This is a genomic window from Labrenzia sp. C1B70 (assembly GCF_000475395.1).
GTDB lineage: Bacteria > Pseudomonadota > Alphaproteobacteria > Rhizobiales > Stappiaceae > Roseibium > Roseibium algicola.
This window is the reverse complement of sequence record NZ_AXCE01000009.1, coordinates 65386-89158: the sequence shown is the minus strand read 5'-3', so window position 1 is coordinate 89158 and position 23773 is coordinate 65386. Positions and strand designations below refer to the sequence as shown.

The following is a 23773-nucleotide window of genomic DNA, read 5'->3' as shown; positions in this document are numbered from 1 at the left end:
TTCTTTTGCGCTCGACAGGATCGCCGACGGCAGCGGGAAATTGCCTTTGCGGTGCTGCTGTAGCCGGTCACGAAACCTTTGGACCGGAGGGGTTCAAAAGCCGGCCAGGAAACCTTTTCGACCACACAGGAACGTCTAATCTACTTTCAAAAGAAGGCAGGATGTTCTATGGCGGAACAACTTCAAACCTGACAGAAAACGAGTGAGACCCGTGGCGGATCAGACCAGTGCCTCCACCTATGCCCCGTCCGGCGAGCCTGCACACCAGAGCTGGCCGGTGATCCTGGAAACCAAGGGCTGGAAGGACTATCGGCTTCTGGACATGGGCCAGGGCGAGAAGCTGGAGCGTTATGGCAGATTCACCATCGTGCGTCCGGAACCGCAGGCCATGGGGGCCCGGCGGCAGAAGGAAAGTGTCTGGAACCGTGCCGATGCCGTCTTTTCCGGCGACACGGAAGAAGAAGGCCCGGGCCGCTGGAAGTTTTCCGGAAGCGTGCCGGAAACCTGGCCGATGTCATACGGCCCTGTTCGCTACAACGGTCGCTTCATGTCGTTCCGCCACGTCGGCGTCTTCCCCGAACAGGCCGCCCATTGGGACTGGGTCAACGGCAAGATCCGCGCTGAACGCGAGCGCGCACCGGAAAAGCCGCTGAAGATCCTGAACCTTTTCGGCTACACCGGCCTTGCCTCGTTACTGCCGGCGACGGAAGGGGCGCAGGTGACCCATGTGGACGCCTCCAAGAAGGCGATCGGTTATGCCCGCGAGAACCAGGAGATGTCAGGTCTCGAAGATCTGCCGATCCGATGGATCTGCGAGGACGCTTCGAAATTTGTTGCCCGCGAAGTGCGGCGCGGCAACACCTATGACGGCATCATTCTCGACCCACCGAAATACGGCCGCGGCCCGAAGGGCGAGGTCTGGGACATCTATACCAGCCTGCCCGGCATGCTCGCGGACCTGAAGCAGCTTCTGGACAAGGACGCATTGTTCATGATCCTGACCGCCTATGCGATCCGCTCCAGTTTCGTGTCCATTCACGAACTCATGGCAGAAACCCTGGACACCGAAGGCGGCCTGCTGGAATCCGGCGAACTGGTCATCCGCGAGGAGGACGGCAAGCGCGCACTGTCCACGTCGCTCTTTTCACGCTGGAGCAGCAGATGATCGAAAAACGCCAGGGGGCGGTGAAACAGATCACCAGCCATTCCAACCCGATCGTCAAGGAAATCAAGGGGCTCGTCGCGCAGCGCAAGCACCGCAGCCAGTCGGGCCTGTTCGTGGCCGAAGGCCTGAAGCTGGCCACCGATGCGCTGGAAGCCGGCTGGGGCGTGCGTTATCTCGCGCTCGGGCCTGAAGCGCGGGACAATCCTGTCGCGCAGAAGGCCGCTGCTGCCGCGAAGGCACGCGGCGCCCTGATCCTGGAAGCATCGACCGCCGTCATGTCCGCCATGACGCGCAAGGACAATCCGCAGATGGTTGTCGGTGTTTACGAGCAGAAGCTTCTGGGAGCCCGCGACATTGATCCCGCCGGCACCACGCTCTGGGTCGCACTCGACCGGGTGCGCGATCCGGGCAACCTCGGCACGATCATCCGCACGGTCGATGCGGTCGGTGGCGCAGGTGTCATGCTGGTCGGCGATTGCACGGATCCCTTCGCGGTTGAAGCGGTGCGCGCCACCATGGGCTCGCTGTTTCATGTGCCGCTGGCCAAACTCGGCAAGGACGAATTCAAGTCACTGGCCGAAAAGTGGCCCGGCACCGTCGCGGCCACCCACCTGAAGGGATCGGTCGACTATCGCACGCCCGACTATGCCGAGCCGGTTCTGCTGGTCATGGGCAACGAGCAGAAGGGCCTGGAAGACGACATGGCAGCCGCCTGCCGTACCTTGATCCGCATTCCGCAAGTCGGACAGGCCGACAGCCTGAACCTGGCCGTTGCCACGGGCGTTGCGCTTTATGAAATCCGCCGCAAGCATCTGGAGCTTTAGAACCTATGCGTCTTTTCATCTTTGGCACCGGGTTTTCCTCCAAGGCGTTCGTGGAAGAAGTGCGCGACCAGTTCGACTGGATCGGCGGCACAACGCGTTCTTCGGACAAGACGGAGACGCTCCGGACACTGGGTGTCGAACCGTTTCTCTTCGACGGCAACTCCCAAGGCGACGGCGTTGCCGAAGCACTGAAGCAAGCGACGCATATACTGGTCTCGATTGCTCCGAATGAAGCCGGCGACCCGGTGCTGAACCAGTACGCCAATGAGATTGCCGGCGCGAAACCGCGCTGGATAGGATACCTCTCCACAGTCGGTGTCTACGGCAATCACGACGGTGCCTGGGTCGATGAGGAAACTCCGCTCAACCCCGTTTCCAAACGCTCCGTCCAGCGTGTTGCGGCAGAAGTGGCCTGGTTGGCATTTGCCGAACAGAATGACCTGCCGGTGCAGATTTTCCGCCTTTCGGGCATTTATGGCCCGGGCCGGAATGCATTCGAGAATTTCAGGAAGGGCACGGCGCGGCGGCTGGTGAAGCCGGGTCAGGTCTTCAATCGCATTCACGTTGCCGATATTGCGGGCGCATTGAAGGCTGCCATGGCAAAGCCGTCGACGCGGGTTTTCAACGTCACGGACGATGAACCGGCCCCGCCGCAGGATGTGGTGGCCTTTGCCGCGGAGCTGCTCGGCGTCGAAGCCCCGCCCGAGATCCCGTTCGAAACCGCGGATCTCACACCGATGGCCAGGTCCTTCTACGGCGAAAACAAGCGGGTTTCCAACCAGCGCCTCAAGGACGAGCTTGGGTTTACATTCCGCTATCCGGACTACCGTGTTGCCCTGAAGGCCTTGTTGGAGACGGTGTGATCCCGTCGCAGGTCCCTGCCCTGACCAGACCCTGACACGGCGGCGCCTTTTTTCGTGCGCCGCCAGCCGTTTCATCCATTCATTTCAGCCGTTATTTGGGCTGCGGCACGACGCGCAGATAAGGCTTCAGGGTTTTCCAGCCTTCAGGGAATTTCTCCTTCGCCTCTTCATCGCTCACCGCCGGGACGATGATGACATCCTCACCGGACACCCAGTTGGCCGGTGTGGCGACCTTGTGGGCGGAGGTGAGCTGCAGACTGTCGATCACACGGATGACTTCATCGAAGTTCCTGCCCGTGGAGGCCGGGTATTCGATCTTGAGCTTGATCTTCTTGTCCGGGCCGATAACGAACAGCGACCGCACGGTCAGCGTGTCATTGGCATTGGGATGGATCATGCCGTATGCGGTGGCCACCTTACGATCCGGATCGGCAATCAGCGGGAAGTTCAGGGCAACGCCTTGCGTATCGGCGATGTCACCAACCCAGGCATGGTGATCCTCGATGGGATCGACCGAAACGCCGAAAACCTTGACGCCACGGGCTGCGAACTTGTCCTTGAGCTTGGCGGTCATTCCCAGTTCGGTGGTGCAGACCGGCGTGAAATCCTTGGGGTGGGAAAACAGAACCGCCCAGGACCCTTCGATCGCCTCATGAAAACGGATCGGACCATCCGTGCTGTCGGCTTCGAAATCCGGTGCCTCGTCTCCGAGCAAAAGTGCAGACATGAATGAGCTCCTTAAAATTACGGACCGCAATCTCAGTTTTGCGGCGGTTTACCCTTCAGTTTTTGCGCAGGCTTGTCGAGTCTCCCGGCCCATTCCACCGAGGGGCAAATGAACGCAGGGGTTGACGTTGCCTGGTTCAGCCCCCAGTTTCGAATCACAACAAGGCGGGGATTTTCGCCACATAATTCAAAAGCTTGCATGGGAGAACCTTATGACCACCTGGCGCGTCTACTTATCCGGCGAAATCCATACCGACTGGCGTGACAGGATCATGGAAGGTACATCCGCACTCAAGCTGCCGGTGGAATTTTCCTCTCCCGTGACGGATCACGATGCCAGCGACGATTGTGGCGCGACCATCCTTGGTGGTGAGGACAACAAGTTCTGGTACGACCACAAGGGCGCGAAGGTGAACGCGATCCGCACGCGGACGCTGCTGGAAAAAGCCGACATCGTCGTGGTCCGCTTCGGCGATAAATACAAGCAATGGAACGCAGCCTTCGATGCCGGCTATGCTGCCGCGCTCGGCAAGTCTCTGATTGTCGTTCATGACCCGTCGCTGACCCACCCGCTCAAGGAAGTTGACGCAGCTGCTCTTGCGGTCGCCGAGACCTCCGAACAAGTCGTCGATATCCTCAAATATGTTATACTTGGGAAGCTCGATCGGTGAGCAGGTCTTGAAATTAACAATTTCATTACCATACTAATAGACACTATGGAAAAGCCCGGGTGTTTTTACCGGGCAACCAGACCTCCGCCAAATGGAACGGCTTCTTGAAGTGAGGCAGTCGCGAAAAGACTGCGCACGTCGATGTCCAGTTCCGAGCAGGGTCTGAAAAGTACTTTAGTATTATCATCAACACTGTCATCAAGGCGTTGAAAAAGGCAGCTATGGAAGCCGTCGTATGCCAAGATGCCAAGAATTGGAAAGAAGACTCCATGCTACATGGAAACGTGAAATGGTTTGATCAGCGCCGAGGTATCGGCACGATCGAGCCGCAGGACGGCGAGGACATCCTTGTCGACATCTCGGCCCTGCGCCGGTCCGGTATTGACACTCTGAAGGAAGGCCAGCTTGTGGCATTCGATCTGGAGTGGCGCCGCGGTCAAATGGTGGCTGAAGACCTGAAAGTCCTGTAAGGTCACTTACAGGTCATTACCGGGTACAAGGGCGGTTCGACCGCCCTTTTTTATTGGATTTTTTTCAGATGCAAATTGACGAGAGATTACAACAGGGCATCTCCGCCCACCGCAGCGGCAATCTGGAAGCCGCCCTCAGCGCCTACAAGGATGTTCTATCGGAAGATCCCGACCATGCGGACGGCCTGCATTTCCTGGGGCTGCTCCATTTCGATGCCGGCAAGGCGGACAATGCGGTTGCGCTTATCCATGCCTCCCTGGAAAGGAACCCGCGCAATTTCTCCGCCTGGAACAACCTCGGCAACATCCTGAAGCTTTCAGGCGACAAGGACGAAGCCTTGAAGGCCTATTTGCGCGCAGTAGAAATTGAAGTCCGCCACGAGGAAGCCTGGAAGAACATCTCGATGATGCTGCAGGAAGCCAGCAACAACGACGAGCTTCTGCCCATGCTGCGAGAAGTCGTGCGCCTCGACCCGAACAATCACAGCGGCTGGCACAACTTCGGCATATCGCTGATGCTTGCCGGCAAAAGAGAGGAAGCGGCAGACGCTTTCGAACGGTGTCTGCAGTTCCCGCCAGACGTCTGGAGCGACAAGGGCTGGCATCCGCGCGTACTGTGCGCGCTTGGACGGGCCGAAGTCGCCACACGGCATATGGAGATGCTTGTCGCAACCTTCCCGGACGACCCGGTCATCCGCTATCAGTTTGCTGCGATCCGCGGAGAAGACCTGTCGCTTGCACCTGCGGACTATGTCCGGGATCATTTCGACAGCTTTTCGGAAAGCTTTGACGACGTCCTGAACGGGCTCGGCTACCAGGCGCCGAAGCTTGTTGCCGAGGAAGTCGCGGAGCTGGCCAGGGAGCGTGACTTGCCGTTTGCCCATGTGGTCGACCTTGGCTGCGGGACCGGCCTTTGCGGACCACTGATCCGCGACCACTGTGCCCGGCTCACCGGCATCGACTTGTCACCGGGCATGCTGCGCAAGGCCGCTGCATTGAAGGTCTACGACTTCCTGGTCGAGGGAGAGCTCGTTGGATTTCTGTCCTCCGACCTGCCGGCTCAATTCGATCTGGCAGTCTGTGTCGACACGCTGTGTTATCTCGGCGATCTGGAGCCTTTCATGCGGGCGCTTGCAGGAGCCCTTGCCCCGGGTGGCATGCTCGTCGCGAGCGTCGAGCATCTCGATACGTCGGACGGGCCGGACTACCGCGTGGATGCTACGGGGCGCTACGCCCACCGGCCGGAATATCTAAAGCGCTGCGCGGAGGCCGCGGGCCTTCTCTATGCGCGGGAAAAACGGGATATTCTGCGCAAGGAACTCGGCAAGGATGTGAATGGGCTCGTTTTTCACATCCGCAAGCCAGGCGCCAGCCAGACGTGACAGTCTGTCCGCGCGGACGGCAAGTGAATTCGTGCAAGGACATTCAAAGCGGTTGTGCCGGGGCGTAAAGTTGTTACGGTGTCGCCGTTGGGAACGAGTGTCCGTTTGGAGGGACCGTTAATGTCGGAATGCAATGTTCTGCTGGTGTATCCGCGCTTCAATGCCGGGTCATTCTGGAACTATGGTGCGACCTGCGAAATGGTCGGCGCCAAATATCCCGCTCCTCCTCTCGGCCTGATCACAGTTGCGGCAATGCTGCCGGAGAACTGGAATGTTCGCCTGATCGACCGCAACACCGGCGCCCTGACGAACGACGATCTCGCCTGGGCCGACATGGTGATGACCGGCGGCATGCTGCCCCAGCAGGCCGATTGCCTCGCCGTCATCCGCCGTTCGCAGGAAAAGAATGTTCCCGTCGTGGTCGGCGGTCCGGATGCAACCTCTTCTCCGGAAGTTTATGAAACGGCCGACTTCCTGGTCCTTGGGGAAGCCGAAGGCATTCTCACCACCTTCGTCGACGCCTGGAAGGAAGGGGTCCGCAACGGCCGTTTCTCGGCCGAGAAATTCAAGGCAGACGTTTCCTCCAGTCCCGTACCGCGCTTTGACCTTCTGAGATTCGACGATTATGTCCAGATCGGCGTGCAATATTCGCGCGGCTGTCCGTTTACCTGCGAATTCTGCGACATCATCGAGCTGTATGGCCGGGTGCCGCGTACCAAGACCAACGACCAGATGCTGGCCGAACTCGACCGGCTGTACGAACTTGGCTACCGGGGTCACGTCGACTTCGTCGATGACAACCTCATCGGCAACAAGAAGGCCGTGAAGGGCTTCCTGCCCGAACTGGCGAAATGGCAGAAGGAACGCAGCTACCCGTTCGAAATGTCGACCGAGGCTTCCCTCAACCTGGCGGATGACGAAGCCTTGTTGAAGATGATGCAGCAGGCCGGATATTTCTCGGTCTTCATCGGCATCGAAAGCCCGGACCCGGACGTTTTGGTCGCGACACGCAAGAAACAGAACACACGCCGCGACATCGCCAAGAGCGTGCACAAGATCTACGATGCCGGCATCTTCGTGCTGGCCGGCTTCATTGTCGGCTTCGACGAGGAAAGCGACAAGGTGGCGGACGAGATCTCGGCACTGATCGAGGAAGCCGCGATCCCTGTTGCGATGACCGGGCTGCTCTATGCCCTGCCGAACACCCAGCTGACGCGCCGGCTCGCCAAGGAAGGCCGTCTGCATGCGGATTTCGCCACCGATGATCCGGATACGGAACATGGCGATCAGTGCACCGCCGGGCTCAACTTCACCACAGTGCGCCCGCGCGCGCAGATCCTGGAAGACTTCAAGCAGGTCATCGACCGGGTCTATGGTCCGGAAGCCTACTTCGGCCGCGTTCAGAAGGTGGCTTCCATGCTCGACATGAGCGGCGCAAACGGCTCAATCTTCGGCGCCGGGTTCTTCCACGATATCAAGCTGTTCGGCCGTCTTATCCTGGCAATGACCTTCAAGGAAACCACCTATCGCGGGCCCTTCTGGAAAACCCTGATCAAGACCGCCTTCACCAATTTCAGGGCGATCAAGCCGGTCATGATGATGCTTGCGCTCTATGTGCACCTGGGGCCGTTCTCCCGGTTCGTGGTTGCCCAGATCGACAAGCAGATTGCCGATATCGAAAAGGGCAACTGGGAACAGCCGGCGCTGGTGGCCGCCGAGTAATCGGACAAGGTCACCCTCCTTCAGCTGACGGGATTGGCGGGAAAAGAGTTGCGGTCCGGTATCTCCAAACGCAGCGCGCTGGGGTTCATCCTGGTCACGCTGGTTCTCAATTCCATGGGCATCGGCCTGATGATGCCGGTCATGCCCTCGCTCCTGACCGAACTCACCTCGCTGCCCGTGAGCGAAGCCGCCCGCTGGGGCGGTGCACTGAGCGTCGTCTACGCCTTGATGCAGTTCGCCTTCGGTCCGACGCTCGGCAATCTGTCCGACCGCTTTGGCCGCCGTCCGGTGCTGCTGGTGTCCATGTTCGCCATGGCCGTCGACTACCTGATCATGGCCTTCTCCTGGCATCTGGCCGTGCTGTTCATCGGCAGAACCCTGTCGGGTGTCGCCGGAGCAACCTTCTCGGCCGCATCAGCCTTTATTGCCGACGTGTCGTCCAAGGAAGACAGGGCCAAGAACTTCGGCCTTGTCGGGGCTGGATTTGGTGTCGGCTTCGTACTCGGGCCGATGATCGGCGGTTATCTCGGCGAATACGGACCGCGTGCGCCCTTTTATGCCGCCGCAGGCCTTTCCTTCGTCAATTTCCTCTTCGGCTATTTCATGCTGCCGGAAACGCTGAAGGACGAAAACAGAAGAGATTTTGACTGGAAACGGGCCAATCCATTCGGGGCCTTCAAGCAGATCGCCGCCTATCCGGCGGTGCGCACGCTGCTTCTGGCCATCTTCCTGTTCGACATCGCCCATTACGTCTACCCGTCCGTCTGGAGCTACTATGCGGAGGAGGTCTTCGCCTGGAGCCCCGGAGACATCGGTCTGTCACTTGCGGCCGTCGGTGTCGGGTTTGCCTTCGTTCAGGGATACCTGATCCGTGTCCTGGAACCGAAGCTCGGGCCCGGCCGGACCCTCTTCATCGGGCTGGCCGCCAATCTCGTGGCCTTTGCCGGCCTCGCCGTCGCCGATACCGGCTGGATGGCCTATCTGCTGATCTCGTTCGCGGCGCTTGGTGCGATGGCGACGCCTGCCTTCACCGGTCTGATGTCGGTCCGTGTCCCTGACAATGCGCAAGGCGAATTGCAGGGTCTGATTGCCAGTGCCGCCGGCCTTTCCATGGTGGTGAGCCCGCTGGTGATGACCCAGGTCTTTGCCACGTTTTCAGGTCCTGAGGCGGCGATTTCCTTTCCCGGCGCGCCGTTTGCCCTGGCAGGCGTGCTGATCCTCGCCGCCATGCTGATCGCCCTTCCCTTCATGCGTCTTCAGGAAAGACTGCCGTCACCTTCCGATGCGGCAGACCGGAAGACACCAGCCGAATAATCAGGTTCCCCAAAAGTGACTGGCACCTTTCCTCCCCTTCTCGACGGTCCACGTCTTGCACCGGCCTCCGGCAAACCCGCCCGTCAGCTGGTTGTGATCCTGCATGGCTACGGCGCGGATGGTCTTGACCTGATCGACCTCGGGCGCGCCTGGCAGGGACAGCTTCCCGATGCGGCTTTCGTTGCGCCGAACGCTCCTGAACATCTTCCCTTCGAAGCGCTTGGCGGGCGGCAATGGTTTGCACTCCAGGAGCGCGATCCCAATGAATACCGCCTCGGCGCGCAGGCCGCTCAACCGTTGCTCGACCGGTTTCTGGACGACGAACTGGCCCGCCATTCGCTGGACGGCAGCGCGTTAGCATTGGTCGGCTTCAGCCAGGGAGCCATGATGACCTTTCAATGCGGCCTGCGCCGCCCGTCTCCGCCAGCGGCCCTGATCGGTTATTCCGGACTGTTGCCGGGAGCCGGCCAGCTGGGTCCGGTCAACACGCAAAGCCCGGTGCTGATTGTCCATGGCGAGGAAGACGATGTCGTTGCCAGCTATCATGCCCAGGCAGCACAAAAGGCGCTTGACGATGCCGAGGTTTCCTCAAGCCTGCACCTTTTGGCCGGCCTCGGCCATTCAATTGACGAGCGCGGCATGGTGCTGGGCGGGCGGTTTCTGGAAAAGGCATTTGGCCCGGCAATGCCGGTCTGAAGACGACCTTGCATTGGTTAATAGCCTGTTAACGGTTTTGCAGGATGCTTTCTGCAACTGTGCCGGACCAGAAAGGGCCGGACAAGCCGGGATCCGAAGCCATGCAGATTTCCATCGAAACCACTACGCAAAGCGCGAGCCTTTTTACGGCTTCCTTTTCGAATGGCGGCGCTGAAGGCCAAAAGAACGATCCCAAGGGCAACGCCTACGGCCACGAGATCGGCCAGCGGAATGGCCACGACAAGTCCCCCGCCGTCAATGCTCTGGAAGCAGCCAGCAAACAGGCCGAGGAAGACGCGGTCGTGATCGCCGCCCTTCAGGATGCGGTCGAAAAAGGCAAAGGCAAGGACGACGACAAGGAAAAGGACGGCGCGCTGGCGACCGTTGAGGACTATCAGAAGACCGCCGGCAAACTGAAGGTGGCTCTTGGTGAAGAGGAAAGCGGCGCTTCGGCGAATGTCGCCTATGAAAGCGCGACGATTTCAACGACCACCATTGAAGCCGAAATCGGTGGTGAAACCGTTTCCGCGCAGTTCGTATCCTTCGAGCGGGTGTCCTACGACAGCGAAACCGGGCTGTCCGTCCGCTCCGCAAACGCCTCTTCCATCGAAGGCAACTTCGACAACGGCTCCTTCAGCTACCAGAGCGCTGCCGTCAGCGAGCTTTATGCAGGCACCGGCGACCAGGTTTCGAACCTCCTCGGCCTGGTAGCCTGAGCAGGAAGCCCTTCCGCGTACGCTCCGGTTGGGACGTGGGCTGGACCGGACTGCCGGATCAAGTCCGGCAATGACGCGGGCGGGAAAGAGCCAGATCTGACACCTGACTTAAAAGGGGAGCCGAAGCTCCCCTTTTCCGTGCCTTACGCCTTTTTCAGGTAGGCGACGATGATGTCCAGAGCCGCCTGAAGGTCACCCTTGTCGATCATCTCAGTGACCGTGTGGATGTAACGGGTGCCGACGACGATGCCGATTGCCTTGGCACCGGCAGCCGCCTGCTGGGCAGCCGCGCCGTCCTGGCCACCAGCCGCCAGCATGGTGCGCTGGAACGGGATCTTTTCCTTGACCGCAATGGCTTCGATTTCCTTCACCAGATCGCGGTCCGCGATGAAGCTGGAATCCTTGACGTGCAGACCGAAGCCTTCGCCCTGCACCGTGGTGCGGTCCTGCTCGGGAACGCCCGGCGTGTCGCAGGCAAGCGTGGTATCTATGCCAAGCCCGATGTCCGGCGCAATGGCGAAGGACGCGGTGCGCGCGCCGCGCAGGCCGACTTCTTCCTGGCAGGTGAAGGCGACATGAATTTCGCAATCATGCTTGGCCTTGCCCAGACCCCTGATCGCCTCGATGCCGAGCCAGCATGCGATACGGTTGTCGAGCGCCTTGGAGACGACCTTGTCACCGATCTCGATCAGCGGCTCGTCCATGGTCACCATGTCGCCGACCTTGACGATCTCCTTGGTCTTTTCGCCAAGGCCCATGTCGATGACGAATTCCTTGGGCTCCGGCACCTTCTTGCGCTCTTCCGGAGAAGAGATATGTATCGGCTTGCCGCCCGGGTTCATCACACCCTTGAAGTCGCCTTCATCGGTAGACACCAGCACGCGGCGGGAGAACAGGTTGCGGGCATCGAAGCCACCAACCGGCTGCACGTGAACGAAGCCCTTGTCCGTGACATGTGAGACCAGAAAGCCGATCTCATCCATGTGGCACAGAAGCATGACCTTCTTCGGGGTTCCCTTCTTGGAAGCCTTGCGGCTGTCGCGGCGGCAAAGCAGCGAACCCATCGGGTCGACGGTAACCTCGTCGAACAAGCCCTTGATTTCCGCCTGAATCAGGTCGCGGACCCGGTGTTCGTGACCCGGTACACCCGGCGTTTCGCAAAGTCGGCGAAGCAGATCGATATTCATGGAACTTCCTGTGAAGGTTGGAAAATCGGCACGATCCTAGTCCGAAAGACCGCGCGGGATAAAGAGCCAAGACAGATTAGTTCGAAAAGAGAGGCTTGTTGCAGGTGCATGGCCTGCGATAAGCCTCGGCAGGAAACCGCATCCCCCATGCGAATCCTGACAGACCGTTCCGCCGTTTTCCGGCACAGCCCTTCAATGCGAATGGAAAGGTTTTCTTCTTTGACCACTCTCTTGTCCGGCACCGTCCATGTCGAAACGCGCGCCGTCACGGTCGGCAACTCCACCGTTCACGTTCGCTGCTGGACACCTGAAGATCGTTTGCCCGGCAAGGTGCCGGTGCTCCTGTTTCACGATTCTCTTGGCTGTATCGCCCTCTGGCGTGATTTTCCCGAACGCCTTGCCGTGGCCAGCGGACGGGTCGTGATTGCCTATGACAGGCCCGGCTTCGGCCAGTCGTCGGTGCGCGAAGACATCCTGCCCGCAAGCTTCATTGCGGATGAAGGCAGAACGGTTGTGCCCGCGCTGTGCGAGCAGCTGGACCTCACGCGATTTGTCGCCTGTGGGCACAGCGTCGGTGGTGGCATGGCGGTGCATACGGCCGCACAGCATCCCGAGAAGGTCACGGCCCTGGTCACGATTGCCGCTCAAGCGCTTATCGAGGACCGCACCCTGGAAGGTGTGCGCGAAGCACGCACCGCGTTTGCCGATCCCGGCGCGTTCGACAGACTTGCGCTCTATCACGGCGACAAGGCGCGCTGGGTGCTGGATGCCTGGACGGAATCTTGGCTTTCGCCCGCCTTCGCCCATTGGTCCCTTGACGATGCGCTTGCCGGTGTCCGCTGCAGCACCCTTGCGATCCACGGCGCACTGGACGAATACGGATCAACCCGCCACCCGGAACACATCGCCAATAGCACCGGCGGACAGAAGGTCATCCTGGAAGGAAGAGGGCACACGCCTCACAGGGAATGCCCGGACCTGCTGGTTGAAACCATTTCCAGTTTCCTGGTGAATATTTCGTGATCCAGCACCCGGGCAGGCTGCTTGCCGTCGCAAGAAAAGGAAAACTGCGGTCGGTCTTCGCAGATTAGCGAAGTCGGTTTAACTTCTTGCTCGCCAATTTCGAAAAATCGTCCACCTGTTTTTCGCTTTGCCATTGCAGTGTCGCAATTGATGACAACATTCTAAAGGTAAGCAAAAAGCGTCTCCCGTCTTCTCGGAGAGATGTAGCGCCTTCCATTGCGACGATCCCGGGGAATCCCATGACCCAGAAAAAACGTTTTATTCTTTCCATTGACGGCGGCGGCATTCGTGGCCTCATTCCGCTTCGGCTGCTTGAGACACTTGAAAGCCGATTGAGCCAGCGCGGCGTTAGCGAGCCGCTGCACCAGGTTTTCGATCTGATGGCCGGTTCTTCTACCGGCGGCCTCATTGCTGCAGGCCTATCCGCCCCGCGCCCAGGCGGCACCGCCGGCGCACCTGCCGCGACCATTGATGAGCTGCGCAGCTTCTTCGAACGCGACGCGCGGGAAATCTTCAAATCATCAATCTCGGCACGACTGGCCAGAACCGTCACCAGTTCGCTTGGCCTGTTCGATGAAACCTACGATCCGCGGCCGCTTGAAAAGCTGCTGAAGGAACGCTTCGGCTGGACCTCCATGGCCAGTGGCCTGACCCACCTTGTCCTGACCGCCTACGATCTGGAACAGCGCAAGCCTGTGTTCCTGACAAACGGCCTTGAAGCCAGCAGCGGCCGGCCGGATGACTATTACTTCTGGCAAGCTGTTCGTGCGACCACCGCCACCCCCTCGTATTTCGAACCGGCACGCGTTGAAAATCTCAGCCGCCGGCGCGAGGAAGCCCTGATCGATGGAACGGTCTTCATGAAAGACCCGACAGTGGCAGCGTATCTGGAAGCCCGCAATCTTGGCTGGGGCGACGACGAGATCGTCATCCTGTCGCTTGGCACCGGCCGGGCACCGGCACGGTCGTTCCTTTACAAGGACGCCGTTGGCTGGGGTGCCCTCGGCTGGCTGCAGCCCTCCAAGGGCGCGCCGCTGATGTCGATCCTGGCCGATGCGCAAAGCCAGACAACCTCCGATCAGGCACGGCAGCTCTTTGCAGAACTGCCGAACGTGACCTATCACAGGCTCGACGCCGATCTTCCACCGGAAGCCGAAGACATCGACAACGCCCGTCCCGGCAACATCATCACGCTGAATGGTGCTGCAGACAGGGTGATCCGCGACAACACGGTTTTCCTCGACGCGTTCGCCGACATGATCGCAGCGCATGTGGATAATAGCGAATCGGATGCGGAAGCACCCGATTTGGTGCATGCTGCCTGACGAGTGAGGTGATCGTCGCGGCGGGAGCAACGACGGCGGAACACCCAGACTGGCGCACGAGGTTTCGACGTGAGAACGGGGAAAACAGGCAAGCGAAATCGCTGGGCACCTTCGGTGTCCGGCTTCATGGCATTTGCAGCCGCGTTCCAGGTATCCTGTCTCGTTGCGTCAGCCGCGCCGGTACCGACAGCCAAACCGGCCGATCCTGTCTCCGAGGACTATTCGCCGACCGTCGAACTGGTGGCCGGTGTGCCTGTCCCGGTAAAGAAACGCGATGTGCCGGAAGGCTATGTCGCGAACAAGCCCAAGCTGGTGCTTTATGGGGACCAGCCAGCACGAGACTATTTCGGCGCCGCCACCGGACCTGCTCAACTGAAAGCCCGCTCGATCGGATCCTACGCCAAGGGTTGCCTTGCAGGCGGAGCTGAACTGCCGACGGATGGCCCGACCTGGCAGGCAATGCGCCTGTCGCGCAATCGCAATTGGGGCCACCCTGTCCTGATCGACTATCTCAAGGATCTGGCGAGCGATGCCCCCAAGGTCGGCTGGAACGGTCTGCTTGTCGGCGATATCGCGCAGCCGCGCGGCGGGCCGATGACATCCGGCCATGCCAGCCATCAGATTGGCCTCGATGCCGATATCTGGCTGACGGAAATGCCGAACCGGCGACTGACCGCCCAGGAACGCGAAGACATCTCCGCTATTTCGATGCTGATCGGTCCGATGGACGTCAAGGGTGCAGACCGGCGTGTCGACCCCAGGAAATGGTCAGATGACCATGCTCGGCTGATCCGGCGCGCCGCATCCGACCAGCGTGTTGCACGCATCTTCGTCAGCCCGACGATCAAGAAGGCTCTGTGCGATTTCGAGAAGGGCGGCAACCGCGCCTGGTTGCGCAAGGTGCGGCCCTGGTGGGGGCACCACTATCACTTCCACGTTCGCCTTTCCTGCCCTGCAGGCAGTGCCGGCTGCAAGAACCAGAACCCGCCACCCCCGGGCGATGGCTGTGGCGCGGACCTTGCCTATTGGCTGTCCGACGAACCCTGGGTTCCCAAAAATCCCCCCAAGCCCGGAGAACCTCCGAAGGTGGTCAAGAAACGGCCCATGGCTCTGGCAGCCCTGCCGAATGACTGCCGGTCGGTGCTGACGGCCAATTGAGACCGGCTGGGTGACGCCTAGGCGTTCGGCGATTGCATCGGCCCCAGAACCCTGGCAACGAAGACCAGATCCAGCCAGCGGCCGAACTTGGTGCCGGCTTCCGGCAGACGGCCGGCAACATGAAAACCAAGTTTCTCGTGAAGGGCGATGGAGGCAGAATTGTCCCCGTCGATGACGCCGACCAGCACATGTAATTTCATGTCGGCGGCAATTTCGACCAACCGCTCCAGAAGCGCCTTCCCAATGCCGCGCCGCTGTGCCGCCGGGTCGACATAGACGGAATGTTCCGCCGTCAGACGGTACCCTTCGCGAGGCCGGAACGGCCCGAAGCTGGCGAACCCGAGAACAGTATCTGCATCGTCCACGGCCACCAGAACCGGCAGCCCCTGCTTCACCCGGCCTTCGTACCAGGTCAGCCTGTCGTCCAGCGTTTCCTCACGATTTGTCCAGGCAGCCGTCGTCTCGCGCACAGCCTGGTTATAAAGCGCCAGGATCGACGGGACATCCTTCGGTTCTGCATTACGGATCAACATCATGCTCTCTTGTCAGGCTGCTGGACACATCAGTGCCGATACAATCTAGATCACACTTTGAGGTTGATTTGCCACGACAAATGTCACCTGCGGGCTACGTCATTTGCCGGAGGCGCCATATCCCTGCCGGAGCGGCGAAACCCGGCATTCGCCCGAGGGTGCAAAAAAGCACCGGAATTCAACGCCCGAAGGCTTCAATCTACTAGGCGAAATCGAATTGCAATGGTAAAGGGGCGGCCATGACGACGAAGAAGCTTTCCAACATCCGCAACTTTTCCATCGTGGCTCATATCGATCACGGCAAGTCGACGCTGGCCGACCGCCTGATCCAGATGACCGGCACGCTGACCGACCGCGAAATGACTGAGCAGGTGCTCGATTCGATGGACATCGAACGCGAGCGCGGCATCACGATCAAGGCGCAAACAGTGCGACTGATCTACAATGCCAAGGACGGCGAACAATATACGCTGAACCTGATCGACACGCCGGGCCACGTGGACTTTGCCTATGAAGTGTCCCGCTCGCTGGCGGCCTGTGAAGGCTCACTGCTGGTGGTCGACGCCTCTCAGGGTGTGGAAGCCCAGACGCTCGCCAACGTGTATCAGGCCATCGACAACGATCATGAGATCGTCACCGTCCTCAACAAGATCGACCTGCCTGCGGCCGAACCGGACCGTATCAAGGAACAGATCGAGGACGTGATCGGCATCGATGCGTCAGAAGCCTGCATGATCTCCGCCAAGACCGGCCTTGGTGTCGACGACGTGCTGGAAGCGATCGTTTCCAAGCTGCCGCCTCCGGAAGGTGACCCGGAAGCGACACTGAAGGCGATGCTGGTCGACAGCTGGTACGACACCTATCTCGGCGTGATGGTGCTCGTCCGTGTCATCGACGGCTCCCTGAAGCGGGGCCAGAAGATCAAGATGATGGGTACGGGCGCGGCCTATGATGTCGACCGCGTCGGCGTCATGACCCCGAAATTCCTTCAAGTGGACGAGCTGAAGGCCGGCGAGATCGGCGTCATCACCGGGTCCATCAAGGAAGTGGCCGACACCCGTGTCGGTGATACCATCACCCTGGAAAAGAAACCCTGCACGGAAGCCCTTCCGGGCTTCAAGCCGGCTCAGCCGGTCGTGTTCTGCGGTCTCTTCCCGGTCGACGCGAACGACTTCGAGGATCTGCGCGCTGCCATGGGCAAGCTGCGCCTCAACGATGCCTCGTTCTCGTTCGAAATGGAAACATCCGCAGCTCTCGGCTTCGGCTTCCGCTGCGGCTTCCTCGGCCTGCTGCACCTGGAAATCATCCAGGAACGTCTCTACCGCGAATTCGACCTCGACCTGATCGCGACCGCGCCGTCGGTGGTCTACCAGATGTCCCTGACGGACGGTGCGGAGGTCGAACTTCACAACCCGGCCGACATGCCGGATGTGGTGAAGATTTCCGAAATCCGCGAGCCCTGGATCCGCGCAACCATCATGACGCCGGACGAATATCTGGGCGGTATCCTGAAACTGTGCCAGGAACGGCGCGGTCTTCAGATCGACCTGTCCTATGTCGGCTCCCGCGCGATGGTGACCTACGACCTGCCGCTCAACGAAGTCGTGTTCGACTTCTACGATCGCCTGAAGTCGATCTCCAAGGGCTACGCATCGTTCGACTATCAGATTTCGGACTACCGGGCCGGCGATCTGGTCAGGATGTCGATCCTGGTCAACGAAGAGCCGGTGGATGCGCTTTCCGTGCTCGTGCACCGCAGCCAGGCGGAACGCCGTGGCCGCGCCATGTGCGAAAAGCTGAAAGAGCTGATCCCGCGGCACATGTTCAAGATCCCGATCCAGGCAGCCATCGGCGGCCGCGTGATCGCCCGCGAGACCATCTCCGCCCTGCGCAAGGACGTGACCGCCAAGTGTTACGGCGGCGACGCCACCCGTAAGCGCAAGCTGCTTGAGAAGCAGAAGGCCGGCAAGAAGAAGATGCGTCAGTTCGGCAAGGTCGAGATCCCGCAGGAAGCCTTTATCCAGGCCCTGAAGATGGACGAGTGAGAAACCGATTGGCGCGCCGCGCCACTCCCAGCAAGGCCTTGCCATGAGTATTGAACAGACCCTTTCCGACCGCGCCGGCAACGTTTGCGAGTTCTGCGGCGCTACCGAGGCGCTGCGGCCGCTGGATGTCGGCCCCGATACGGTTGGCACGGCTGAAATGGCGGTTCTGGCTTGCGCCACATGTGCCGACCAGATTTCAGGTACCGCCGATATCGACCCGAAGCATTGGCTCTGTCTCAACGAAGCCGCCTGGAGCCAGGTTCCCCCGGTTCAGGTTGTCGCCTACCGCATGCTTTCCAGAATGCGCGACGAGAGCTGGGCGCGTGATCTTCTGGACATGCTGTATCTGGACGACGAAACGCTTGCCTGGGCCAAGGCCGGCCTTGGCGGCAGCGCGGGCGAAGGTGACGACGGCGTGGTCCACAAGGATACGCACGGCGCTGTTCTTGCCGCGGGCGACACGGTGACATTGATCAAGGATCTCAAGGTCAAGGGCGCCAACTTCACCGCCAAGCGCGGCACCGCCGTGCGCAACATCTCCCTTGTTGCGGACAATGCCTCCCAGATCGAAGGCCGCGTGAACGATCAGCGGATCGTCATCCTGACGGAGTTCGTGAAGAAGGCCTGATCAGCTCGTTTCTGAGCTGATCAACACGCCCCGGAAGAGCGCTTACGCCGCCTCCCGGAAGACCTGAAGGATAGCCGAAACAATTGTCGGGTCTTCCCGGCAGAAGAGCGTCATCCTTGTTTTCGGCAATTCGGGCAGCCGATAGAGTTCCCCGACTTCGCGACATCCCTCCGGAATATTTCGCCGGTCGAGACAGGCAATGCCGAGCCCTGCGCTGACCGCCCCCTGTATGGCGCCGACACCGGTGCCGGTGAAGGCGTCTTCAAAAACGATCCCCGCATCCTTGAGCGTGCCAGTTGCCAGGCGCCGGAGGGCGCAGGTTTCCGAAAGCGCCACCAAGGGGAACGGCGTACCGGTTTCCCAGGTGAAATCCCTGGCGGCTGTCCAGACGAGATTTTCCTCGAACGCCACATGACCCGTGCCTTCGACGTCCTCGGAGCGCACCATGATCGCGCTGAACAGACCAGCCTTGAAGTCGTTGTACAGCGTATCGGAATAACCGACCGCAACATGGAGACGATGTTCCGGCAAGGCCTTGCTGAGGAATGCGATAATCTCCGGGAGGCGGCCTCCCGCGGCGTGATCGCTGATACCGCACCGAAGCCGCTTTTGAACGGAAGGACCTGAAACGCGGGCCGTTACCCTGTCATGCAGGTCGATCAGACTGCGGGCGTCACTTAAAAAACGAGCACCGAAGCTCGTCAATCGGACGGACCGGGGCGATCGGCTGAGCAAGGAGCTGCCGAGACGGTCTTCCAGTTTCTTGATCTTGACGCTGACAGCAGACTGGCTTGCCCCCGTCATCTGCCCTGCCCGGGTAAAGCTGCCTGTTTCGGCAACACGAACAAAAGCGCGCAAGAGATCCATGTCGAGATCGGTCATGCAATCATTCTAATTTATGATTTTTGAAATATCAAAGATTTGTTTCTGTTATCTTTGATGCCGCAATAAGGTTGGCAGCATCACCGAATGACGGAGGACAAGATGCCGCTTACCAATGTTTCCCTGCTGAAAGGCTCCAGGACCGCTGCGCAGAAATCAGCAATCCTGGACGAGATCTATCAGGCAATGCGCGAGACCTTCGGCGTGCCGCAGGACGACAAGTTCATGATGATCACCGAACATCCACGCGAAGATTTCCTGTTCGGCCGCCACTTCATGAACATCGACCGGTCGGACGACCTGATCATCATCCAGCTGACCGTCAGCGATACGCGCAGCGTCGACCAGAAGAAAGCGCTGTTTGCCCGGATCGCAAAGGGCCTGGCCCGCGAAGTCGGCATCCGTTCCGAAGACATCTTCATCAACCTGGTCGAGACAAGGCTTGAGAACTGGTCGTTCGGCCATGGCGTCGCGCAATATGCCGACAGGCAACCGGTCGCCGTTTGATCCGAACCGGACAGGAAGCCGGTCGACCTGATCACCAGGCAAGATAGCGAACGCACTAAAATGCGGGATTGCCTCCCAAAGACAGAAACGGCGCCGGGCTTGCCGCCCAGGCGCCGTTTTCTGGTTTGGTAGTCTTGTCCAACCGGCCTGTCCTTGCGGAGGGTCGATCGGAAGGTTTGGGGACCGGCCTTTCAGCCGGTCTTCAGCCTTAGCGCCGGTTGAGCGGAAGGTCGGCCAGTTCACGCTGGGACATGCGCACGATTGCCGGATGGGACATCGGGTCGGTGCGGTCATATGCGGAAGCCGGACGAGCCGTCAGGTGTCGGCGCATAAACAGTTTCATCATGAGTTTCATTCTCCTTATTATTGTTTTTTGCATGGCCAAATTCCTTCTTTGAATTTAGCTATGCTCCTTATATAGACGCCACTACTCGCTAAAAAAATCGACTTATTCTGATTTTCAGTTTAGCTTTTCTAAAATGAAAAACCTCAATCGCATTCACCTCTCCGGTCTTCGCGCCGTGGAAGCCGTCGCCCGGCTGGGCTCTGTCAAGGCGGCCGCGGACGAACTTGGCGTAACCGTCGGCGCCGTCAGCCAGCAGGTTCACAAGACCGAGGCCCAGCTTGGCGTGCAACTGTTCGAGCGGCAGAACCGTTTGCTGTTGCCAACCGCTCATGTGCTTGCAATGCAGCCACATCTGACCAGCGCCATGTCCTCGCTTTCGACCGCGATCGCCACCACCCAGCGCGGACGGGAAGATGCGTTGACGATTTCGGTTGCCCCGGTCTTCGCCGGAAAATGGCTGGTTTGGCATCTCAAGAACTTCAACAAGATGCATCCAGGCATCCGGGTTCGGGTGGAAGCGACGGTGGACCTGGTCGATCCGGACATGAGCGATGTCGATCTGTGTATCCGTGTCGGCAAGGGACCCTATCCGGGCGTCAAGGCAGAGCAGTTGCTGCACCAGCGGGTGTTTCCCGTCTGCAGCCCGGCGCTGGCCAGACAGATCAAGGAGCCGAAGGACATCGGCAAGCTGCCGATCATCCGTGACCCCGGACAAATGTTTACCTGGAAAACCTGGCTTGATCTCTTCGGCCTCGATGAGAGCATCCTGCAGGATGGCCCGACCTTTTCAGACGGTTCGCTGTGCCTGGATGCGGCAATCGCCGGCCACGGGGTGTTTCTGGCCTGGGAAACGCTTGCGGTTTATGCAGTGAAGTCCGGCCAGGTGATTGCCCCCTTCCCCGAGCGCCCCGCCACGGGCAGCGCCTACTGGCTGGTCAGCGGTAAAAACGCCCCTCAGACAAAGGCCAAGAAAGCTTTCGGCGACTGGCTGCGGGAGGAGCTGCAAGGCTCCATCGGCAGACCGAAAGGAGCCGATATGGTGGAGGCGTGAGCGTTTTTCGCTCATCGCGCAGCTCTACTCAGCACCTGCAATGGATTTGCCCAGTATGTCGGCCTTCACGGCACCACGTGTGCCCATTGGCCGGTCCGGACCGACGGTGCTGTCGCGGCGGGTCTGCGCTTCCATCTCGCCATTCAACTCGGCCCCGAGCAAGATGATATATGCCGAAATCCAGAGCCACATCAGCAGGATGATGACGCCGGCAAGGCTGCCGAACGTTTTGTTGTAGCTGGCAAAGTTCGCCACATAGACCGAAAATCCGTAGGATGCGGCAAGCCACAAGAGGCAGGCGATGACTGCCCCGGGCGTGATCCATTTCCATTTGGCATCGGTTCGAGACGGCCCGAACCTGTAAACGAAGGAAAGACCAGTGACGGTCAGAAATCCCAGGATGATCCAGCGGGCCGATGACAGGACCTTCTCCAACCAGTCCGGCAAGGCGAGATAACTGAAGACAACCGGCAGGAGAAGGGCGGACACCAACCCCAAGACCAGAGCGAAAACAAGCAGGATCGTCATCACGAAGGTTCGGGCTTTCAGCGCAATGAAGCCCCGCTTCTCAACCTCGTCATAGGCGATGTTAAGCCCTTCCATGAGGCTGGCCATGCCCTTAGAGGTGGAATAGAGCGCGATGCCCAGGCCGATGACGAAGGCGAAGCCGAGCCCCGCATTCTCGCTGCCTGCTACATCTGCGGCCTGCGCCAGAATGATTTGCGACGCCTCCTTCGGCAGAAAGTTCTCGATCATTTCAAGCTGACGGCTGACCTCGACAGGTTCAACCACAAGCCCTGACAGCGCCGTGAACGCAGTTATGGTCGGGAAGATCGCGAGAAGACCGTAGAAGGCAACGCCGGCGGCGATCAGGTCGATGTGGTCGCGCTGGACCGCGTTCCACACCCGGTAGCTGATATCCAACCAGCCCATTGGCGGGATCTTTTCCGGACTGCCCGCATCTCTTCCACGTGCCATGTTACCCCCTCAGTTGCCTGCCCACGCCCTTCTGTCCACGGACGTTGGCAAACAGCAGGGAGTTCAAAGGTAAACGCCCGGGTGGGGATTGAGTTCCGGTGCCTGGGGCTCGCCGCTACGCGTTGGCCAGATTGAGGCGCAAGGCTGCCTCTCCTTTTCCGCTTGCCAACGCCTCGCCTTTCGCTACATTGACGCCCCATGAGCGACCTTACCGCACATATCCGCCGTTCCGGCCTTTGCAGTGGCTCTCAGCCTCTTTCCGGGATCGACGTGCGCCTCATCGAGCTGCAGGGCCCCGCCTGCGGTCGATTTACGCGCTAACGCGCTTTAATTCCGGCGCTTTTCTTCTCTTCGGGAACTCACGCAATAATGCGCATGAGGCCGTGGCAATCACCGCCATTATTCGCTAAAAGACCCCGACTTTCTGTTTCGACACCTCCGCGCGCACCGCGCGAACCGACGACCGAGTACGCATGTCCAACCTCGACACACTTGAATCCGATCTTCTGGCCGCCATCGAAGGCGCCGGGACCGAAGCCGCCCTGGAAGACATCCGCGTTGCCGCCCTTGGCAAGAAGGGCTCAATTTCCGAGCAGATGAAAACGCTCGGCAAGATGACGCCTGAAGAGCGCCAGGTGATGGGCCCTGCCCTCAACGGCCTCAAGGCGAAGGTCACCGACGCCATCGCCGCCCGCAAGGATGTGCTGGCGGAAGCGGCCCTGGAAGCACGGCTGGCCAGCGAGAAGGTGGATATCACCCTGCCGCTGCGCGCAACACCGGCGGAGACCGGTCGTATTCACCCGGTCAGCCAGGTCATCGACGAACTGACGGCGATCTTCGCCGACATGGGCTTTTCCATTGCGGAAGGCCCGGACATCGAGACCGACGAGCTGAACTTCACCGCGCTGAACTTTCCAGAAGGCCACCCGGCGCGCGAGATGCACGACACGTTCTTCTTCGATCCGAAGGAAGACGGCGAACGGCTGCTGCTGCGCACGCACACCTCGCCGGTGCAGATCCGCACCATGCGCAATCAGGAACCACCGATCCGCGTCATCATTCCGGGCCGGACCTATCGCTGCGACAGTGACCAGACCCACACGCCGATGTTCCACCAAGTGGAAGGCCTCGTGATCGACAAGGATAGCCATTTCGGTCATCTGAAATGGGTGCTGCGGGAATTCTGCAAGGCCTTCTTCGAAGTCGACGACATCAAGATGCGCTTCCGCCCGAGCTTCTTCCCGTTCACCGAACCGTCCATGGAAGTCGACATCCAGTGTGACCGGTCCGGCGGCGAAGTGAAGATCGGCCAGGGCGAAGACTGGCTGGAAATTCTCGGCTGCGGCATGGTTCATCCGAACGTCATCCGCAACTGCGGCCTCGACCCGGATGTCTACCAGGGTTTTGCCTGGGGCATGGGGATCGACCGCATCGCGATGCTGAAATACGGCATGCCGGACCTGCGCGCCTTCTTCGACGCCGACGTCCGCTGGATCCAGCATTACGGCTTCCGCCCACTCGACCTGCCGACACTGTTCGGCGGTCTGTCCAGTTAACCGCC

At 60.0% G+C, this 23773-nt stretch carries 24 protein-coding genes; 18 read left to right on the top strand and 6 right to left on the bottom strand.

Annotated elements, in window-relative coordinates:
- The first annotated feature begins 211 nt into the window (after nt 1-211).
- The 3 genes from Q666_RS45530 to Q666_RS45520 are packed head-to-tail and all read left to right on the top strand — an operon-like array spanning nt 212 to nt 2852.
- Nucleotides 212-1165, top strand: a complete 954-nt coding sequence (locus Q666_RS45530) for a class I SAM-dependent methyltransferase (protein ID WP_022999706.1) — start codon at nt 212-214, stop codon at nt 1163-1165.
- Complete coding sequence (locus Q666_RS45525) at nt 1162-1989, top strand: RNA methyltransferase (protein WP_022999705.1); 828 nt, start codon at nt 1162-1164, stop codon at nt 1987-1989. Before Q666_RS45530 ends, Q666_RS45525 begins: the two co-directional genes overlap by 4 nt.
- 5 nt (nt 1990-1994) lie before the next feature.
- The gene (locus Q666_RS45520; RefSeq protein ID WP_022999704.1) at nt 1995-2852 is read left to right on the top strand and encodes an SDR family NAD(P)-dependent oxidoreductase; all 858 of its coding nucleotides are present in this window, start codon (nt 1995-1997) and stop codon (nt 2850-2852) included.
- 91 nt (nt 2853-2943) lie between these two features.
- Here Q666_RS45520 and Q666_RS45515 read toward each other — a convergent pair whose 3' ends face one another.
- The gene (locus tag Q666_RS45515) at nt 2944-3579 is read right to left on the bottom strand and encodes a peroxiredoxin (RefSeq protein ID WP_022999703.1); all 636 of its coding nucleotides are present in this window, start codon (nt 3577-3579) and stop codon (nt 2944-2946) included.
- Nucleotides 3580-3790: 211 nt separating this feature from the next.
- On the opposite strand from Q666_RS45515, the gene Q666_RS45510 reads away from it, so the two are divergent.
- From Q666_RS45510 to Q666_RS45485, 7 genes are all read left to right on the top strand, one after another.
- Nucleotides 3791-4249 carry a YtoQ family protein gene (locus tag Q666_RS45510; protein ID WP_022999702.1) on the top strand — a complete coding sequence of 153 codons (459 nt, stop codon included), beginning with the start codon at nt 3791-3793 and terminating at the stop codon, nt 4247-4249.
- A 269-nt stretch (nt 4250-4518) separates the two neighbouring features.
- Complete coding sequence (locus Q666_RS45505) at nt 4519-4719, top strand: cold shock domain-containing protein (RefSeq protein WP_031268890.1); 201 nt, start codon at nt 4519-4521, stop codon at nt 4717-4719.
- Nucleotides 4720-4787: 68 nt separating this feature from the next.
- Nucleotides 4788-6101, top strand: a complete 1314-nt coding sequence (locus Q666_RS64835; protein ID WP_152533326.1) for a tetratricopeptide repeat protein — start codon at nt 4788-4790, stop codon at nt 6099-6101.
- A gap of 120 nt (nt 6102-6221) precedes the next feature.
- Complete coding sequence (locus Q666_RS45500; protein ID WP_022999699.1) at nt 6222-7823, top strand: B12-binding domain-containing radical SAM protein; 1602 nt, start codon at nt 6222-6224, stop codon at nt 7821-7823.
- 48 nt (nt 7824-7871) lie between these two features.
- On the top strand, nt 7872-9137 hold the full coding sequence (locus Q666_RS45495; RefSeq protein WP_022999698.1) for a tetracycline resistance MFS efflux pump: 1266 nt from the start codon (nt 7872-7874) through the stop codon (nt 9135-9137).
- A gap of 15 nt (nt 9138-9152) precedes the next feature.
- A complete protein-coding gene (locus Q666_RS45490) occupies nt 9153-9833 on the top strand; it encodes a dienelactone hydrolase family protein (protein WP_022999697.1) in 681 nt (226 codons plus the stop codon).
- A gap of 44 nt (nt 9834-9877) precedes the next feature.
- Nucleotides 9878-10549 (top strand): hypothetical protein, encoded by a 672-nt coding sequence (locus tag Q666_RS45485; RefSeq protein WP_022999696.1) that lies wholly within the window; start codon nt 9878-9880, stop codon nt 10547-10549.
- A gap of 143 nt (nt 10550-10692) precedes the next feature.
- Here Q666_RS45485 and Q666_RS45480 read toward each other — a convergent pair whose 3' ends face one another.
- Nucleotides 10693-11736, bottom strand: a complete 1044-nt coding sequence (locus tag Q666_RS45480) for a M20/M25/M40 family metallo-hydrolase (RefSeq protein ID WP_022999695.1) — start codon at nt 11734-11736, stop codon at nt 10693-10695.
- Nucleotides 11737-11955: 219 nt separating this feature from the next.
- On the opposite strand from Q666_RS45480, the gene Q666_RS45475 reads away from it, so the two are divergent.
- From Q666_RS45475 to mepA, 3 genes are all read left to right on the top strand, one after another.
- Entirely contained in the window at nt 11956-12759 is an 804-nt protein-coding gene (locus Q666_RS45475) for an alpha/beta hydrolase (RefSeq protein WP_035908080.1), read from the top strand.
- A 239-nt stretch (nt 12760-12998) separates the two neighbouring features.
- A complete protein-coding gene (locus Q666_RS45470) occupies nt 12999-14084 on the top strand; it encodes a patatin-like phospholipase family protein (protein WP_022999692.1) in 1086 nt (361 codons plus the stop codon).
- A gap of 126 nt (nt 14085-14210) precedes the next feature.
- Nucleotides 14211-15242, top strand: coding sequence for a penicillin-insensitive murein endopeptidase (mepA, locus tag Q666_RS45465; RefSeq protein WP_022999691.1), 1032 nt, complete (start codon nt 14211-14213; stop codon nt 15240-15242).
- Between the two features lie 17 nt (nt 15243-15259).
- On the opposite strand, the gene Q666_RS45460 is transcribed toward mepA, so the two are convergent.
- Nucleotides 15260-15778, bottom strand: coding sequence for a GNAT family N-acetyltransferase (locus Q666_RS45460; protein ID WP_022999690.1), 519 nt, complete (start codon nt 15776-15778; stop codon nt 15260-15262).
- A 236-nt stretch (nt 15779-16014) separates the two neighbouring features.
- Here Q666_RS45460 and lepA point away from each other — a divergent pair, with 236 nt between their 5' ends.
- Both lepA and Q666_RS66730 read left to right on the top strand, forming a co-directional pair.
- Nucleotides 16015-17820 carry a translation elongation factor 4 gene (gene lepA / locus Q666_RS45455; RefSeq protein WP_022999689.1) on the top strand — a complete coding sequence of 602 codons (1806 nt, stop codon included), beginning with the start codon at nt 16015-16017 and terminating at the stop codon, nt 17818-17820.
- 43 nt (nt 17821-17863) lie between these two features.
- Nucleotides 17864-18448, top strand: coding sequence for an alkylphosphonate utilization protein (locus Q666_RS66730; RefSeq protein ID WP_022999688.1), 585 nt, complete (start codon nt 17864-17866; stop codon nt 18446-18448).
- A gap of 42 nt (nt 18449-18490) precedes the next feature.
- On the opposite strand, the gene Q666_RS45445 is transcribed toward Q666_RS66730, so the two are convergent.
- Nucleotides 18491-19330 carry a LysR family transcriptional regulator gene (locus tag Q666_RS45445; RefSeq protein ID WP_022999687.1) on the bottom strand — a complete coding sequence of 280 codons (840 nt, stop codon included), beginning with the start codon at nt 19328-19330 and terminating at the stop codon, nt 18491-18493.
- Nucleotides 19331-19432: 102 nt separating this feature from the next.
- Between Q666_RS45445 and Q666_RS45440 the strand changes: the two genes are divergently transcribed.
- Nucleotides 19433-19837: a tautomerase family protein gene (locus Q666_RS45440; protein ID WP_031268883.1), complete on the top strand. Its 405-nt coding sequence runs from the start codon at nt 19433-19435 to the stop codon at nt 19835-19837.
- A gap of 208 nt (nt 19838-20045) precedes the next feature.
- Here the strand turns inward: Q666_RS45440 and Q666_RS66395 are convergent, their stop codons facing one another.
- Nucleotides 20046-20183 (bottom strand): hypothetical protein, encoded by a 138-nt coding sequence (locus tag Q666_RS66395; protein WP_167579506.1) that lies wholly within the window; start codon nt 20181-20183, stop codon nt 20046-20048.
- Between the two features lie 133 nt (nt 20184-20316).
- On the opposite strand from Q666_RS66395, the gene Q666_RS45435 reads away from it, so the two are divergent.
- Nucleotides 20317-21234 (top strand): LysR substrate-binding domain-containing protein, encoded by a 918-nt coding sequence (locus Q666_RS45435; protein ID WP_022999684.1) that lies wholly within the window; start codon nt 20317-20319, stop codon nt 21232-21234.
- A 24-nt stretch (nt 21235-21258) separates the two neighbouring features.
- On the opposite strand, the gene Q666_RS45430 is transcribed toward Q666_RS45435, so the two are convergent.
- Nucleotides 21259-22212 carry a YihY/virulence factor BrkB family protein gene (locus Q666_RS45430; protein ID WP_031268882.1) on the bottom strand — a complete coding sequence of 318 codons (954 nt, stop codon included), beginning with the start codon at nt 22210-22212 and terminating at the stop codon, nt 21259-21261.
- A 473-nt stretch (nt 22213-22685) separates the two neighbouring features.
- Between Q666_RS45430 and pheS the strand changes: the two genes are divergently transcribed.
- Nucleotides 22686-23768 (top strand): phenylalanine--tRNA ligase subunit alpha, encoded by a 1083-nt coding sequence (gene pheS / locus Q666_RS45425; RefSeq protein ID WP_022999682.1) that lies wholly within the window; start codon nt 22686-22688, stop codon nt 23766-23768.
- Nucleotides 23769-23773 lie beyond the last annotated feature (5 nt).